We start from the raw sequence: 17621 nt of genomic DNA, 5'->3' as shown, positions 1-17621 counted from the left end.
CACAACCTCAAGATTAAGTTAATAGATATCCGCCAAAGGCGAAAAACCATAACGATCAAAAATATGCAAAAATTATTACACCTGCATATTTCTTCTCGATATGTGAGGCAGTTAACAACCCTGGTCCTCCGTATACGAAAGAAATACCGTCGGGTGCTTAAAGACCATCTGCCCGCAGATAAAATTTATTTCTATATGAAGTGCTCGTTTCTTCTGATAGCTATCAAGCTTGCCTGTGTTGGAGTACTTTTGGCTAATAGTGCACTCGGTCAAAATTTAAACCAAAAAATTAAGCTAAAGCTGGATAATGCCACACTAGGCAATAGTTTAGCTACTATTGAAAAACAAAGTAAAGTACAAATTAATGCACAGGTTGAGCTCTTGGAAAGCATCTCCAAAAAAATCAGCTTGAACACGGAAATTACCGTGGCAGAGGCTTTGAACTTGGTTTTAGCTCATACCAACCTTCAATATAAAGTGGTAGAAGGCTATGTGGTCATCACTAAAAAACCTGTGCCAATTGTGATTGCAGGTACGGTGATAGATGCCAAAACCAAAGAAACCTTAATAGGTGTAGGTATTAAAATTAAAGGCACCAACAATGCCGTATCTACAGATGCCGATGGTAAGTTCAAATTGACCATACCAGAAGGGGGTGCCACTTTGGTCATTTCCTATATCGGTTACGAAACCCGAGAAATAAAGGTTGATGCCAATACCAAAAACCTTACCATTTCATTAAACGCCTCTTCTACAACCTTAGGCGAAGTAGTGGTGCAGGCACGCAGACGAGCCAGCACAGATGTATCAGTATTGGACGAACGTAAAAACTCCGCCATTGTACAGGATGCCATCTCGGCGCAAATGATTGAGCGTACGGCCAGTATCACCACCACGCAGGCTTTACAACGTGTTTCGGGGGTAACGGTAACCGATGATAAATATGTGGCCATCCGTGGGTTGGGCGATAGAAGCGTCATTGGACAATTAAACGGTGTGCGTTTGGCTTCTTCAGATCCAGATAGGAGTGCTATTCCTTTGGATTTGGTTCCAGCATCTCTTTTAGATAACATCACCATTTATAAAACAGTAGCGCCAGATAAGCCTGCTGATGCAGCTGCGGGGATTGTGGAATTGAAAACCAAATCGGTGCCCGAAAAGGAAACCTTTGAAATTATTGCACAAACAGGACTGAACTCCAATGTAGGCATGAGTGGCCAGTACAATAGTTTTTGGAACAGCGATATGGGCGTACTAGGTACAAAAATCAACGATAAAAACCTGTCGCAAGATTTCAAAAACCTTGCAAAGCAATACCCAGGCGGTTTAAGCTCCATCCAAAATATGGTAGCCAATAGCAATTATAGTCCTAATGCCTACCAAGAAGTCAACCGTGTCAATCGCATTATGCAAAGCTTTGATCCAGTGATGACTACCCAATACAAAAAAGCACCCTTAAACCAATTGTACTCTGCCACCTATGGCAACAGTTACAAGATGTTTAAAAAGCACACTTTGGGATTAATTCTGGGAGGTAACTATTATAGAAGAATTACCGATATCAACGGTGGCGATTTAACACAATACAGTATATACCAAGGTGTAGTTACTGGAAATCCAGATGTGTATAGCTTCCGTAATATCCCTAACTATATTACCCCTAACAGCCTTTACATGGGTAAATATCAAACCTATAAGGAAAATACGGGGACCGAAACCCTTAACTATGGTACTTTGGCAGGGCTTACTTATCGTTTCAACCCTCGTCACGAAATCAGTATGCAGTACCTGGGCAGTTGGGGTGGCGAAACCAAGGCTACGCACCTGAATGGAAGATACGAATATACGGGGTTGCCAGGAGAGGTAGCCAGTACCACTTATTCGCTTAAACAAACTTTCCGTAACCTCAATACCTTTAACTTACAAGGCGAACACAAGTTATTGCAAAGCGAGTTGTCGCCACGTTTAAGCTATAACGTAGCCACTTCCAATTCAAAACAAAATGATCCCGATTTTCGCTTTGCTAGTTTGGCAGACTATACCCCTAGAGGTGGTGGTTGGTATAACCGACCTGTAGTAGGCGCAGGAAATACTCCTAGTGTACCTACTTATAGCCCGCATTTATATGCCCTAACTTCGGGTTATGTAAATGGTTTTGGTAGCTATGGCATTATCCAAGCCGAACCTAACGGCCGAAGATGGCGTAACCTTGAAGAAGATAACTATAACTACAAGGCTGATTTAAGCATTCCGTTTAAGCTTTTTGGACAGGTTCAGCAATTAAAAACAGGTGCTAACTATCTTTTCAGAGAGAGAACCTTTACAGAAAACCAGCTTTTCTTGCCAGGATCTAACTTTACCAGCAACAAGGCAGTGCCGTTGTATGACGTACAAGGAAATTTAGACCGCTTGGTGAGCAATGAAATCATCGGTGTGAAAGTTCCGGGTGCTGGACAAGGTGAGGGAATGATGCCTATTGGTGGATTTCTTTACAACAGTCAAAAATCACCAAACAACTATAAAGGTTATTACGAAACCAATGCTTTTTACGGAATGCTGGATTTGAAACTGACCGAAAAGCTACGCCTAACTGGTGGGGTACGTTTCGAAATGACCAATATTGGTTCTAGCGTTGATACCGCAGGTGTTTTCTTGGACCCTGCTTTAACAGCAGGCAATAGTGGCGTGCCTTTAAATCCTATTAATCCTAACTCGGTATATCAAACGGATTATAAACCATTTTACTCCGTAAATGCCACCTATACCTTAAAGGATAACATGAATTTCCGTGCGGCCTATAACTCTACTTTGGCTAGACCAGAGCTCAGAGAAATTACCAACGTTTTCGAATTTGATGCCTTTCAAATGGGCTTGGTCGTTGGAAATCCAAACTTGGTGAACCAGCAAACCCAAAACCTCGATTTCAGATGGGAATGGTTCCCTGCAAAAGGAGAAGTGTTGGCCATTTCTGCTTTCGGAAAACGCATCGAAAACCAATTGGTAAAGGTGTTTAGTTTAAAAACAGCGGGGTTAGCAGCAACCTATCCAGAGTTTCCAACCATTCAGTTTCAAAATGACCCTAATATTGGTCGTGTTTGGGGAATTGAGTTGGAAGTAGTGAAAAACCTTGGAACAATGTTCGATCCTTTAAAGAACTTCTACATTGGATCCAACCTATTGTTGGCGCAAAGCGATATCAAAAAGACCCCTGCCAGATATGAGGCTAGCCGTTCTTTAGATAGATATACCCCTAAAAATAGCCCACTTTTTGAGCAGGCACCTTATTCCATAAACGCTTGGTTAAACTATAACAACGAGAAGTCTGGAACTGACCTTACGGCAACCTTTAATATGGTAGGCGAGCGTTTGGTACAGATCAATCTTACGGGTGAACCCGATTTGTACAGCCAACCAGTACCCGTATTGGATCTCGTTTTCAGCCAACGCATCAATAAAAAGATATTGTTTAAGGGATACGCTAAAAACATTCTTAACCCAGCAATTAAAACAGTTTACGCCAATCCGGAAACTGGAGGAAAATGGTATGGTAATGAGTATATCAACCGTAGTTTCAAACGAGGTGCCGAAATCATGGTAGGCTTTACCTATAACCTGTTTAAATAATGAGAACATTAAGTTATAAAATTTTAAGTCTGTGCTTTTGCCTCACGCTATTAGCGCAAGCTTGTAAAAAAGACAAGATAGACACCAAGGTAGACAATAGGATACTGACAGAAAACCGCGTGAATTCTAATGTTCGCATCATTAACTTTGCGGGATTTAACCAAGTGGTAGCCAATGGTGATAGTTTAACAAGTTTTATTGTTCGTCCGTCCACAGGCCCAGATAGCTATAAATATCCAGGTACCTCTTATTTTCCAACTGACGGAAGATTAGGACAAACTTGGTCGGTACCGCAAAATTTGTTTAGCCAACAAGAAACAGCAACATTAAAGTTTGGAGTCAGAAACATCAACGAAACCAATGGCAATTTTGATATTAGCATGGTGGCTAAAAACGATTACAACACGCCAACAGACTATGTGTTGATGCCTACACGCTATACCAACGGACAGTCGGAAGTGGTAGCGATTCCTAGAGGAGTGGCCTCGCCATCTAAGCCTGATCATTTTAAAATCAGAATAGTTAACCTCTCAGCAAACATCAATAATCCCGCCTATGGTTTAAGTGGGCCGCAAGAAGATTTACGTGGGCCAGTTTCTTTAGCCTTTGCTGACGGAACATTAGTGAACAATGCCACCAATAACATTACTGCGGCAGCCAAAGTTTCTGAATATGTAGAACTGCCATATGGCACTTACCAGTTTAGAGTGTTATTGCAAGATGGCAAACAATTGCCTTCGCCAGGCAGTAGCGAAGATTATTCGCTAGGACTCATTGATCCAGCTACCTCTAGTATTCCAAAGGATTATTACAAAGTGAGCCATCAGGTATATGCACCCATACAAACTTATCAGCCAGGTGGCGTGTACACCATTTTGGTAGCACCACAACGTTTTGATTATTTGGTAGATGATATTGGCAACAACTCTTTCCTTTATCAAAATGCTTTTAGGGTAATTACAGATGTGAGCGCCCCAGCAAATCAAACCTATTTCAGGTTGCAGGCAGCTAATGCCATGGCTGGACAAGTGATGGGTTTAAGGGTAAACGGAAAACTACTGTCCAATAATATTGCTTACGGCAGTGGAAGCGATTATGCCAATTTGATTAAAGGCAATTACACCGTTGAAGCTTTAGATGCTTCAGGAAATGTGTTGGCTACTTCAACGCAAGAACTTCGCCCTTCTCAAAACTATACGGCTTGGTTGCATCCAGATCAAACGGGTAAGGCAAAGTTGTTATTGGTCGCTAACGATTTAAGTGGAACCTCATTTATGGGGCCTACGGATGATGCTACTTATGCTCGACAGGCTAAAAAGTTCTTCTTTTCTAAGCGCTTCCTCAATCTTTCGATAGGGAATCCTTACATCACCTTCACGTTTGATAACGGACAATACAATTCCAATGCAGTAGTGAATATACAACCTGGATTGCCTGTTTTTGAACAGCCTTATATTAGTGGTTTTGCTACTGGAGAAGCTTACAACATTTTAGCTTACAGGTCTAAGCCAAATGTAGTGCCAGGTACTTGGGCAAATGATATCGAAACCCTTACACACGACTCCTTTATTGCCAACAAAGCCTTATATCAAAAGCCAAACAAAGGCTTGCCTGTAGATGAACCTGGCGTGTACACGGTGGCATTGATAGGGACTAGCACAAATGCTACATCTGCAAACAAGGCCAAAATGATCATTATTAAACATACCAAGTAATGAAGAAACAGATTTTAAGTATTTATTTAAGCCTATTGGCTATGGTAATTGCTACGGGATGCAGGAAGGTTGATTATACCAAAATAGATCAACCTGCCTATCTGCGTGTGTTCAATAACCTCAACTATGTACAAACCTTAGGTACTAAAGATGACAAGGTGCCATTTTTCTGTATGTTGATTAACCCAACTACCGATGCCAATGGTAATTTAACTGGAGCAGAAATTGTGGGCGATTTCTTGGATAAAAGAGACGCTTATGCGCCGCCTTACCCTTCACATATTGGAAACAGTACTTCGGTAAATAACCCAGAGTACCCAGGAAAAGAAAATGTATTGGTGGGACCAATATTAAATGGTTTCGACCTGAGCAGTTGGGCACAGGTGCCTTCGGGCAAATTGAGGGTAGTATTTGCTTATCGCCCCAAAAACACCATTCCTTTTTTTCAATTAGAAACGCATCTTAAAAAGGATATTTTGGTTGATACTACCATTAATTTAACCAGTAAAGAAGTATACACGCTTCACCTCTTACAGAAAGATTTCGAGAAGAAAACAAGCGGGGTTTTACTCAGACATGAAAACTTCTATAAGCTTCCATTGTCAGATTCGCTGGTTTATGTGAACTTCTATAACATGAGCGCCAAAGGCTTTTGGCAAGCTGACGATCAGTTTAAAGACGATGATTTTGCTTTAAAGAGTTTTAAGGGAGGCATCAAAGATGATATGAATGTTTATGTATCTCTTTACGAAAGCCAAAGTAACCTTAACCATCGTGGCTTAACCGTGCCAGGGTATAAAGGAAAATACTTGACCAATGTAAAACGAAACAATACTGAAGCAACAGTTAGTCCTTATGTAAGCTTCCCACTTTGGAGCAGCAGTAAAGCTAACGGTGTGGTCACGGATATTTGGCAAAGGTTTGAGTTTCTATTGCCAGGGATGGATATCTCCAACAATCCAATACACGACAGTCAGATAAACACTGGAAGTAACTGGGCCGTGGTCAACTGTGTATTAAATGGCAAGGTAAGCTTACAGAGTAATGAAAACGGCACGGTGCTACCCAATTTGTTGGTCAACGTACATTCTGGAAAAGATAACCCTAGGACTTTTGCCACCGTAAATACGCTAGAGGTGGTTAACGGTAGAATTTACCTCACTACCATTCAACGTAAATACGCACCACCAATTTATTAAAACACGGAGAAATGAAACATTTAAAAATATTGGTGTTGGCTATGCTGGTATGCGGTATGGCAGCCTGTAAACACGATGATTTAACCGTAACGGTGCCTAATGAAAATATCCGTCCCGCTACAGACTTCATCAAAAATAACTACGAAATGACCTTGTTTAGCGCAGCCTTAAAAAAAACAGGTTTGGCCGAACAATTGAACGGTGCGGGGCCATTTACGGTGTTGGTGCCTAATGATTTGGCCTTTAATGAGCTTGGCATATTTAGTCCTTCTGATTTTGATAAAATGAATGTGGATAGCCTAAAGAAAGTCATTTCTTACCATATCATGCCTCGTAAATTAATGCTGGCGGACGTTCCGACAGATGGTGTAGATGTACGTTATCCTACTTTGGAAGGCTCGGAACTCTACACCACCTTAGGCTCAGGACAATATAAAGAAAACAAGCTTTTCTTTAGCGGAGCCTATGCCACAAGAAAAGACGTCATACTTTCTAATGGTGTGCTACATGTGATTGAAAAAATGATGAAGCCTAATTTTAAGGTCACAACGCAACAATGGTTAGAAAAAAGAGCCGAGTATAGTGTATTTATAGAAGGACTGAAAAAATTTGGTCTTTGGGATCAATTGGCGCAAGCAGGACCCTTCACCGTTTTTGCACCTAGCAATGCAGCATTGGCAAGCATTGGGATTACATCAGCTTCATTAGCTGCTTTAAACAAGGATAACTACAATGGTGATCTTCTTTTTGGCGCTTATTTAATGTACAATAGGCACTTCTTTATTTCAGATTCTGAAGCGCTCCGAATCATTAGTGGTAGGGGAGATTACAGCTATTATTTAAAGGATAACAAACACTACATGCAGTTTAGTGTACTCGTGGCTTATCCTCAAAATCTCTACTATCGTTTAATAGTTAAACCTAGCAACGAGCTGTTTGCCACCCCCATTAAGTCAGTAGAATACTATGTGCAGTCCAAAATGGACAATTTATGCAGTAATGGAGTTATTCATCACTTAGAAAGTGGTCTTTTAACGCCACAACAATCTATTAAACAATAAATAACATGAGGAATATAAAAAATACGAGCATCATTTCATTCTTATTGTTATCGGTAATGATGATAACCGCATGCCGAAAATCCGAATTTATGCCTGATCCAGAGGGGGCTCAGGTACCTTATCAAAGCGATGCCACTCAAAGTATCGAACAATTGTTGTCGGCCTCTCCAGCTAAGATATTTTATGCGGCTTGGCAAAAAAGCACCATGAAGGCAAGATTGGAGGCTATGGGTAAAAATACACAGTTCACGGTTTTTGTGCCAGATGATGCTGCCCTTACCGCTGCAGGTATTACCAACGCCAGTATTGCCCAAATGGCTGTGAACGACGTAGACAGTTTATTGATGTTTTACACCAGTAATAAAGTGCTGCGTAAAGAACAATTAGGTGCATATAGCATCCCACTAAAAACCTTATTGGAGCAAAAAGATCTTTACATGCCGTTTTATGAAAGTAACTTGAACAACGGACAGACTTACGATTTGTACTTCCATAGATTGTATTTGGCAACAAAAGGCGATGAACTGTTGATTTATGGCAAATCAGTAGGAAAACTTAATTACCAGCCTGCAACCAACGGAGCGGTTTATTTCATCAGCAAAGCGGTAGAAAGACCTACCAAAACATTTAAAGAAACGTTAGAGGCCGATGCCAGGTTCAGCATATTTGTGGGCGTTTTAAAGGCTTGCGATGAACTGTACCTAGATAAAGTATCAACGGAAATGGAAATGTGGTTTGGCTATAAACCAAGTCCAGATGAAATTAAGGACATGTATAAACAACGTGATTTCTTTGGAGATTTCTGGGGTGGTATCAATAGGCCTATTTACCAAGGATTTATTGGGCCAAATATTACGATGAATACTTTGTTTGCTCCAACCGATGAAGCTTTTAAAAATGCAGGTTTCCAGTCGGTGGCAGATGTGATGAGGTTTAATGAGCATAATAATGTCCGTTTTGACGACATGAGCTTTTCGCCAGAAGGTAATTTTCCCACCGATACGCTATTTAACTATCACTATAACTGGGGAAGAATGTTTGGGCCCCGAGATCCTAGCTATGGTTTGGCAGCGGCAAATAGTACCATGTTTTACAGCAACGATTTACGCCCAGAATTTCTGAGTGAATATTACGTAAATATTGGCGGTACGGCACAAATTGCTTATGCCTATAAAATGCCCTTTGGTTTTTCTGTAAATGGAACTGCTGTACAGTTAAAAATAAAAGATAGCACCTTTCCAGCGGCCAACGTTGTTCAAACAGACATCAATACCCTCAACGGTCCCATCCATGCGGTTGATCATTTACTTATTCCCAAGGGCTTTAAATTCCATTAATATGAGATTTCATTCTAAGCATAACCTAAAATTGATAGCCTTATTCCTGCTGGCATCCTTGGCTATTTCTTGTCGTAAGGATAAAGACGCTAGTGAATTCGATCAAAACAAGATTAATATGGTGGTGGCAGATAATTTTAACCTTTCTGCTTTTAATGCCGCATTAAGAAGAAGCACCCTCGATAAAGAATTGCAACAGGGAGCGGGTCCATATACCTTATTGGCTCCTTCAGATGCCGCATTTACCAAAGCTGGCTACAATGGTGCCGTGGGCGTATTAGCGGCTAATGCCACCACCATTGCACGTATTGCTAACTATCACACCTTAGACGGTAAATATGAACTCAATAAATTACCCTTTCTATTTAATCAGGAGTTGCGCTCACGTGGCGGAAAGCTTTATGCCACGCATTGGGTAAAGGGAACAGATACAGTGCTAACCATCAATGGTTCAAAAATCCTATCAAAAAACATTACCGCATCAAACGGATTGGTGCAGGTGATTGATCGGGTATTAACGCCTTACCTGCACGATTTGATTGGTGATGCCATTGCGGCCGAAAGCAGTTTAACCCTTTTTGCCCAAGCCTTAAAGGCCTCTGGCGTTTTAGAGAAACTGAACGGTAAAGGTCCTTATACCATTTTTGCACCCACCAATAGTGCCATGCAGGCCTTAGGCTATCAAAGTATTCAACAAATTAATCAAACTGATGTAGCTGAACTAAAGCGATTGGTAGATTACCACATTGTAGCAGATAGGCGATTTGTGTACGATTATATTTTGAGTACTGGACCCACAAATACCGCTAAGCAAAGTATGATAGATGGCAACAGCATCAATGTTAAACTAATCACCGAACCCAATTCAACAGGTGGTTTTACCAGCATCAGCTTACGAGGCATTGGAAATACCGCCGATGTGAACCTGTCAAAAAGGGATATCCTTACAGGAAACGGCGTATTGCACATTATCGATACTGGTTTACGATTAACACAATAGGAAGATAACCATGATCAAAAAGGCAGGGAGATAATTTGACGAACCCACTGGGGTTGGTAGCACTGCCTTTTTGCCTATAAAATTAAAACAAATGAAAAAAAAGATACATATAAAGCATGATCATAGCCATTGGCGTTTGCTGATTGCTTTATTTAGCTTGGTACTTGGTAGCCATTTGAGCGTTAGGGCGCAAGAAACCAGTGGTGCCATCACAGGGCAGGTAAAAGATGCGCAGCAGCAGCCCTTGCCAGGTGCTACCATTGTGGCCATACACACCCCATCGGGCACTAAGTATGCCGTGGCGGCGGATGCTGATGGACGTTACTTCCTTAATAACCTAAGGATAGGCGGCCCTTACCACCTAACGGTTTCCCTAACGGGGATGAAAAACGAAGTGCGTGACGACATTACCATTAGACTTGGCGGTGCGCAACAGCTCAATTTCATTTTGCAGGACAATGCACAACAATTGAGTACCGTAACCATTGCAGGTAAAGCAGGTTCGGGCCAAAGAGCCAATACCTATGGCGCTGGTAAAAACATCAGTGCCGATCAGGTGAAGAACATGCCTACTTTGAACCGTAGCATTACTGACATTACCCGCCTAACGCCACAAGGTAGCCGCGATAACAGTTTTGGTGGTACCAACTTCCGTTACAACAACGTCACCATTGATGGCGCCATTAACAACGATGCCATTGGTTTTAGTCCATCTTTGGGCGGACAAACAGGTACATCGGGCATGGCAGGAAGCAGCACCAGAACCAATCCGCTATCCTTGGATGCCATTGAAGACATGCAGGTATACCTAGCGCCTTTCGATGTGAAGATTGGTAACTTTACGGGCGGTTCGGTAAATGCTGTAACCCGTAGTGGTACCAACAAAGTAAGTGGTTCCGTTTACGGCTTTGGTCGTAATGCCGCCATTACTGGTAAAGATAGGGTAGGGAGTTTGGGTAAGATGAATACTGATTTCTATGATTATCAAGCGGGTTTCCGTATCGGTTTTCCCATCATCAAGAATAAGCTATTTTTCTTCAGTAATGAGGAAATTACCCGTCGGCAAGATCCAACCCAACTCATGGTGGGTACTGCCGAAACCAGTCACATTTTAAGCACGGCCGATGCACAAAGCATTGCCAATATTGCCAAAAGTCGTTACGGAAGTATTTTTGATGTGGGTACTGCGGGCGTTTACACCAACTGGAGCAAGTCGCAAAAATTCTTTAACAGGGTAGATTGGAACATCAACGATAAACACCAATTGGCGGTGCGTAATAACACCATCTTTAGCAAGGCCACGCACATGGACCGCGACCAGCAAGATTTCCGTTTCAGCAGCATGGCTTTTGAGCAAAAAAATAACCAAAGCAGTACTGTTGCCGAGCTGAAAAGCCGTTTTAACAATCAACTTTCTGGAAATATCGTAGTGGGCTATACCCAAGTGAGCGATAGCCGTAATCCCTTAAGTGATCCAAGCCTGCCACAAGTACAAATTATGGGGCGTACCCCAGGAAGTACCATTTATTTGGGAACTGATAGGGAAGCCAGCATTTTTAACATGAAGCAAAAAACTTGGGAGTTTACTGCCAACTTGAATTGGGTTAAAGGACGGCACAAACTTTTAATAGGTACGCATAATGAGCTGTACAACATTGGTTATGGTTTTGTGAACGCATGGAATGGCCGTGTAGATTACCTCAACATCGAAGACTTTATTGCCAACAATCCTTATCGTGTAAGGGGAAGTTATAATTATACCAACAACACCCGCGATTATATTTTGAATAATCCTGCTGCGGATTTCAACGTAAACATGTACAGCTTATACGTACAGGACGAAATTAGGGTGAGCGATAAATTAAAAATTACTCCAGGTTTAAGGGCCGACATTGCTCATTTACCTAACATGCCAACACTAAGTGATAAAATCCGTAGCGTTAATGCCGACGTAAACTTCGGTTCCACCTACAGCTACACACCATTGAGCCGAATCAACAACAGTTTCCTCAACAAAATACAGCTATCGCCACGTCTTGGGTTTAGGTACGATGCCCTTGGCGATCAGAAACTGATTTTCAGAGGTGGGGTTGGTTTATTTACAGGTCGTATTCCATTTGCATGGCTCGCCTATGCCTATTACAATACTGGCGATACCTATGGCGCTTTTGATCAACGTGCCGATCAAAAACCTTTTGTGCCTGGTAGTGATGCCATCAGACCAAGCCAAAACGGCATTGGAAATTTCATTGAACAAAATGGCGCAGTAATCAATAACCCAAATAGCGGGCGTACGCAAGTTGACCTTGTTGACAACGGTTTTGTAATGCCACAGGTATTGCGTACCAGCTTGGGTATTGACTATGAAGCCGCTAACGAATGGCGTTTTACCTTAGAAGGGATGTACACTAAAAACATTAAAGATGTACTTTTCCAACAGTTAAACACGCAGGATAATCCACTGTACTACGGCTACGACAAAAACAAACAGCAACCCGTTTACAATGGTTCGGTAGACAACCGTTTCTCTAACATTTACCTATTGAGCAATACTAGCGAAGGCTATCGTTACAGCATTACAGGAACTATTGCCAAAAACTTCTTCAAAAAATTGAACCTAAGTACCTCTTATACTTACGGACAATCGAAGGATTTGAGCAACGGTGTACGTAACTCTATGGAAAGTAATTGGCAGTTAAATCAAGCATTGGTGCCTAATAACCCAGGTTTGGCCTATAGCAATTTTGATGTAAGGCACAGGATTGTCACTACTCTAGGTTACAGCTACGAATGGAAAAATGCGGGCAAAACCAGCATTAACCTGTTTTTCAGTGCACAATCGGGAAGCCCATTCAGCTATGGTATTGTAAACAACAGTATTCAAGGCTTGCCACAGCAAGTTTCATTGGCCTATATTCCCACCAGAGAAGAAGCTGTTCGCTACTTTAAGGATGTTGCAGGACAAACTGCTGCTCAACAGGCAGCTGCCTTTAACCAGTTTGTTGATGGAAACCAATACTTGAGCAGTAGAAGAGGCCAATTTACAGAGCGTAACCAAGGTCGCACCCCTTGGAACATACAAGCCGATTTACATATTGCCCACGAATTATTGGTAAGCAAAAACAAAGCACAATCAGTTAGCCTCACGGTTGATGTCACCAACTTAACTAACTTCATTAACAAGGATTGGGGAATCCAATATTTTTCGCCCAATACCTTTAACTCAACCAGCAGTGTGGGGCTAACACCAGTGCTTTTTCCACCACAGCAAAATGCAGGCAACTATCCAGTATTTACCTTCAATAATCCTGGCAAGCCTTACAGTACCGACTATTTTGCGTCAAGAGCGCAAATGCAATTCGGATTAAGATATACCTTTTAACCCAACCTATCATGAATATGAAAAGGATTAAAGTAAACATACAGGCAAGCATTGGGATCATGCTGCTATTGGTCATGAGTTTGGCCGCTTGTAAAAAAGACAAAAACGAAATCCCACCAGTACCTTTTAAAATTACCAGTTATTACCCTAATAGTGGTAATGCTGGCACCTTGGTTACCATAGAAGGCGAAGGTTTTGGAACTTCACTAGGCGAATACAGCGCGACCATTTCGGGTAAAACTGCCGAAGTCATTAGTGCTACCGCCAAGGCATTGGTAGTACGTATGCCTGATGGTGCCAGCAGTGGCAACCTGAGTGTAAAACATGGCGATAAAACTTATGAGGTTGGTCAGTACACCTATCAAGCATTGAGCGTTACCCAAGTATCTCCAGCCAATGGCCCTGCGGGTTCACAAATCAGAATCACTGGTACGGGATTTAGCAGTTTAAAAGGTCCCGCTACCGTAATGGTAAATGGCAAACCTGCCTTGGTGGTCAGTGTATCCGACATCATGATTGTGGCCGAAGTTCCTGCTGATGCTGGTTTTGGTCCCATTGTGGTGAAAGTAAATGGCATGGAATCAACTGGACAAAACTTTACCTATCAGGCCATTCACAGCATTAAGCCCTTAACTGGTGGAAAAAACACCAAAGTAGTCATCAAAGGTGAAGGTTTTGAAACCTTAGCGGTAGGTAACGTGGTTGATTTTAATGGTAAACTGGCAACCGTAATAGCGGCAACCACTAACGAATTAACCGTAACTGCCCCTGATGGTGTAAGTACAGGGCCTTTATCTGTAAACATTAACGGTCAAAAAACTACTGGCCCAACCTTTACCGTAGTAGCACCACCTGCTATTGACGTGGTTACACCATTAAGTGGGCCAAGAGGAGCCGAAATGACCATTACCGGCGCTTTGTTCAGTGCAAATATAGACGAGAATAAAGTATATATCAATGATGTATTGGTGCCTATTACCGCTGCTTCTGCCACTCAAATCAAGCTAGTGATTCCTGGAGGAACAGGGTCGGGAACGGTAAGGGTAGTAGTGAATGACCAACCGACCAACGGCCCGCAGTTTAAGGACCAAAATTTGGGTATCCAATCCGTAAGCCCAGATAATGGTTTGGCAGGTACCACGGTTACCATTAAAGGCTCTGGCTTTAGCACTACAGCGGCCAACAACCGAGTTTATTTTAATGGCGTATTAGCCACGGTTAAAACAGCTACCGAAAACACCTTGGTACTTGATGCACCAGCAAATTTAAGTACAGGCCAATTAAAGGTAGTAGTAGGTAGCGAAGAAGCGTTAGCACCTTCACCTTTCAAAAGAGCGGGCGTAATTACCCTTGCGGGTGGTCCATCAAGTGCTGTTTTTGGGGCTAATATGACAGGAATTGCAGTTGATCAAAATAACAATGTATATGTAACCGACCCGCAAAACAAGGTAGTCAAAAAAATTGCTCCCGATGGTACGGTAAGCACCTTACAATCCAATGGTACAAACATCACCTTTGTTAATCCTTTCAGTATCCTTGTCGATAAACAAAACAATATTTATGTAGGTGATTTAGGAGCCAATCATATCCGTAAAATTACTCCATCTGGGCAAAACACAATTTATGTTTCTGGTTTTGCTCCAGGTAAAATGGCCATTGATGAGGCAGGTAACCTTTATGTAAACATCAATGGTTTTGCGCTAGGAATGAATAAAGTGAACGTAATTGGATCGTATAGTAAAATTGGCGGGCCAACTTGGGTGGCAAGTAAGCCTGCGGTGGATGCCAATGGAAATCTATATTTTCCAGATCAAGCGCTTAATAGCAATAATGGCATTGTTAGAATTACCCCAACAGGAACTAAAATAGACTCCTGGGCGGGATATTCTGAGGGAGGTTATTCCGACGGCGTAGGTAGTAATGCGCTCTTTAATGGAATTAACGGAGGTATTGCTATTTATGACAACAAAATATATGTTGGCGATACGTTTAATTTTGCCATTAGAGAGGTAGATATTCCAACGAGGACAGTTTCTACGGTGTTAAAAACTACTATGGGATTTGCAGACGGTACTTTGGCAACAGCTAGACTTGGTCAAACAGCCGATATCGCGGTAGATAAAGATGGAAACATCTATATTCTTGATGCTGGAAATAAAGCAGTAAGAAAGATCTTTTTAAAATAAAACCTCCAAACGCCTGTCTTTTTGATAGGCGCTTTGGAACCTGATGAAGGAGTGTTTTGGCAATAGGAATAGACAGGGCAATACACAAAAGACTGGTTGACGGTTTGGTAGTGCTAAGCGAAGAAGAAAGTTCAAGCTGGCGTGAAGTACTACACGAACTACAACAGGCTTATGAACGTGCCAACAATATGTTGAGCAAAGCAGAGCAGAGTGCCGTGCTTTACAATGAAGTTCAGTCCATCATCCGTATTAAAGTAGCTGCGGAGTTGCGAAACAGAAAGCGGAAAACAAAGCTATAATCATATTAAAATCTAATACTCGCACCCTTAAACCCACCTGTAGCTATTCTTTTGAATAGTTTGGTGGGTTTTGTGCGTTGTTACTGTCCAATTCCTTTTCTTTTAACGAAAAACTATCCCTATTTATAGACGAGCTAAAGATAAGCACTATCCAATTCCCTCTCCTTGAAACGGAGAGAGCTAGGGAGGTTTGTAGCATTTTAAACTTTCCTTTGCTTGATCGTCATTACCGCGTAGGCGGGAATCCTAAAACACATAAAAACTTATGATGGTATTACGATATCCAATCGATTTGGGTATGACGGATAAATACCCTCTCTGCCTATCGGTATATATTGATAGCTATTTATTGTGTTTTAGCATCAATGAGCTCGCTCCGCTTCGGCTCTCCCTGTGAGGGAGAGAGGAGTGCTTGGGAGCAGTAGCAGAAACCAGTTAGTTCATCCGTTCCTATTCCCGTCATCTCGACCGTAGCGGAGAGATCTTTGAACTTTGCTATCCAACCATGCCTGTCATCCAGAGTGCACGTGTACCGACCATTCGGTATCGAAGGATCTCTATTGATTGTTTCATTTGTTAGTTCAATCCGTTCCTATTATCGTCATCTCGACCGTAGTGGAGAGATCTTTGAACTTTGCTATCCAACCATGCCTGTCATCCAGAGCGCTACCTGTACCGACCATTCTTTAGCGAAGGATCTCTATTGATTGTTTCATTTGTTAGTTCAATCCGTTCCTATTATCGTCATCTCGACCGTAGTGGAGAGATCTTTGAACTTTGCTATCCAACCATGCCTTTCATCCAGAGCGCACCTGTACCGACCATTCGGTAGTGAAGGATCTCATTTGTGCCTCTATTGGAGATTTACTTCGTAGCAATGTCTGAAGTATTGGCTTTTCAAAACAGCTTTGGCGTAGTGTGAGCAGTTTCCAAATCAAGTAAAATGGCTTTATTGGCCACTCCACCAGCAAAGCCTACCAGTTTTCCAGAAGTACCTACTACCCGATGACAGGGAACGATGATAGAAATAGGGTTTTTGTTCAATGCACCACCCACGGCACGTACAGCCTTAATGTCGCCAAGCCATCGAGCCAAGTCGCCATAGGTTTTCACACGTCCATAAGGAATATCCAATAAAGCCTGCCATACCCTTAGTTGAAAATCAGTTCCTTGAAGGTCAAGCGGAATATCAAACTCACGACGCTCCAGTTTAAAATATTCCTCTAATTGTTGTTCAGTTTGCAGCAATATAGGATGCTCAGGAAGTAATTGCGGTGTAGGTAACTTAGTTCTGCGATAATCTTCACCTTCCCATAGGATAGCCACCAAACCTTTATCGCTAGTGATCAGCCTAATGTGTCCAACTGGCGAAGGGATATCTTTGTAAAAGAGTGGCTGGGTGTTCATTTTTTTGGTTAGTTTATTGGTTTATTAGTTCATTGGTCATTGGTTCATTGGTTAGCACATCTTGTTCCTATTCCCGTTATCTCGACCGTAGCAGAGACCGCGAAGCAGCTACGAAGTAAAATTTTTGAACTTTGCTGTCCAACCATGCCTGTCATCCAGAGCGCTACCTGTACCGACCATTCGGTAGCGAAGGATCTCTATTTGTTCATTAGTTCATTTGCTCATTCCTACATCGTCATCCTCGCTTATGCGGGGATCTTAAGGCTTTTAAGATTTCTGTTTTTACGGGAATGACGTTCTATTAATGGTTTTCCCGTTCCTACTACCGTCATCTCAACTATAGGACAATCTTCGAACTGTTCATTGGCCATCTGTTTAATCGTTAATTGGTTAATTGCTTTTGAGCGTAAA

Annotated in this window: 10 protein-coding genes; 9 read left to right on the top strand and 1 reads right to left on the bottom strand. The window is 42.0% G+C overall.

Going from position 1 to position 17621, the window contains the following annotated elements; genetic code table 11:
- The first annotated feature begins 63 nt into the window (after positions 1-63).
- The 9 genes from DUT70_RS20270 to DUT70_RS20230 all read left to right on the top strand — a co-directional run bounded on the left by DUT70_RS20270 (position 64) and on the right by DUT70_RS20230 (position 15803).
- Positions 64-3624: a TonB-dependent receptor gene (locus tag DUT70_RS20270; protein ID WP_240432209.1), complete on the top strand. Its 3561-nt coding sequence runs from the start codon at positions 64-66 to the stop codon at positions 3622-3624.
- Positions 3624-5339, top strand: coding sequence for a DUF4397 domain-containing protein (locus DUT70_RS20265; protein WP_113649199.1), 1716 nt, complete (start codon positions 3624-3626; stop codon positions 5337-5339). The genes DUT70_RS20270 and DUT70_RS20265 overlap by 1 nt, the downstream gene beginning before the upstream one ends.
- Entirely contained in the window at positions 5339-6538 is a 1200-nt protein-coding gene (locus DUT70_RS20260) for a hypothetical protein (protein ID WP_113649198.1), read from the top strand. Before DUT70_RS20265 ends, DUT70_RS20260 begins: the two co-directional genes overlap by 1 nt.
- A gap of 11 nt (positions 6539-6549) precedes the next feature.
- Positions 6550-7599 (top strand): fasciclin domain-containing protein, encoded by a 1050-nt coding sequence (locus DUT70_RS20255; protein ID WP_113649197.1) that lies wholly within the window; start codon positions 6550-6552, stop codon positions 7597-7599.
- Positions 7600-7604: 5 nt separating this feature from the next.
- A complete protein-coding gene (locus DUT70_RS20250; protein ID WP_113649196.1) occupies positions 7605-8936 on the top strand; it encodes a fasciclin domain-containing protein in 1332 nt (443 codons plus the stop codon).
- A gap of 1 nt (position 8937) precedes the next feature.
- Positions 8938-9936 (top strand): fasciclin domain-containing protein, encoded by a 999-nt coding sequence (locus tag DUT70_RS20245; protein ID WP_113649195.1) that lies wholly within the window; start codon positions 8938-8940, stop codon positions 9934-9936.
- A 91-nt stretch (positions 9937-10027) separates the two neighbouring features.
- On the top strand, positions 10028-13318 hold the full coding sequence (locus tag DUT70_RS20240; protein ID WP_113649194.1) for a TonB-dependent receptor: 3291 nt from the start codon (positions 10028-10030) through the stop codon (positions 13316-13318).
- A 17-nt stretch (positions 13319-13335) separates the two neighbouring features.
- Complete coding sequence (locus tag DUT70_RS20235; protein ID WP_205529852.1) at positions 13336-15504, top strand: IPT/TIG domain-containing protein; 2169 nt, start codon at positions 13336-13338, stop codon at positions 15502-15504.
- Positions 15505-15560: 56 nt separating this feature from the next.
- Positions 15561-15803 (top strand): hypothetical protein, encoded by a 243-nt coding sequence (locus DUT70_RS20230; RefSeq protein ID WP_113649192.1) that lies wholly within the window; start codon positions 15561-15563, stop codon positions 15801-15803.
- 897 nt (positions 15804-16700) lie between these two features.
- Here the strand turns inward: DUT70_RS20230 and DUT70_RS20225 are convergent.
- Positions 16701-17210, bottom strand: coding sequence for a methylated-DNA--[protein]-cysteine S-methyltransferase (locus tag DUT70_RS20225; RefSeq protein ID WP_113649191.1), 510 nt, complete (start codon positions 17208-17210; stop codon positions 16701-16703).
- Positions 17211-17621: the final 411 nt, after the last annotated feature.

The organism is Pedobacter chitinilyticus (assembly GCF_003313385.1).
GTDB classification, from domain to species: Bacteria; Bacteroidota; Bacteroidia; order Sphingobacteriales; family Sphingobacteriaceae; genus Pedobacter; species Pedobacter chitinilyticus.
This window is presented reverse-complemented; position numbering and strand designations above follow the sequence as displayed.

What these genes read in the sequence shown, in the direction of transcription:
- DUT70_RS20270 (WP_240432209.1), top strand. Translation starts at nt 64, where the DNA reads ATGCAAAAATTATTACACCTGCATATTTCTTCTCGATATGTGAGGCAG.
- DUT70_RS20265 (WP_113649199.1), top strand. Translation starts at nt 3,624, where the DNA reads ATGAGAACATTAAGTTATAAAATTTTAAGTCTGTGCTTTTGCCTCACG.
- DUT70_RS20260 (WP_113649198.1), top strand. Translation starts at nt 5,339, where the DNA reads ATGAAGAAACAGATTTTAAGTATTTATTTAAGCCTATTGGCTATGGTA.
- DUT70_RS20255 (WP_113649197.1), top strand. Translation starts at nt 6,550, where the DNA reads ATGAAACATTTAAAAATATTGGTGTTGGCTATGCTGGTATGCGGTATG.
- DUT70_RS20250 (WP_113649196.1), top strand. Translation starts at nt 7,605, where the DNA reads ATGAGGAATATAAAAAATACGAGCATCATTTCATTCTTATTGTTATCG.
- DUT70_RS20245 (WP_113649195.1), top strand. Translation starts at nt 8,938, where the DNA reads ATGAGATTTCATTCTAAGCATAACCTAAAATTGATAGCCTTATTCCTG.
- DUT70_RS20240 (WP_113649194.1), top strand. Translation starts at nt 10,028, where the DNA reads ATGAAAAAAAAGATACATATAAAGCATGATCATAGCCATTGGCGTTTG.
- DUT70_RS20235 (WP_205529852.1), top strand. Translation starts at nt 13,336, where the DNA reads ATGAAAAGGATTAAAGTAAACATACAGGCAAGCATTGGGATCATGCTG.
- DUT70_RS20225 (WP_113649191.1), bottom strand. Translation starts at nt 17,210, where the DNA reads ATGAACACCCAGCCACTCTTTTACAAAGATATCCCTTCGCCAGTTGGA.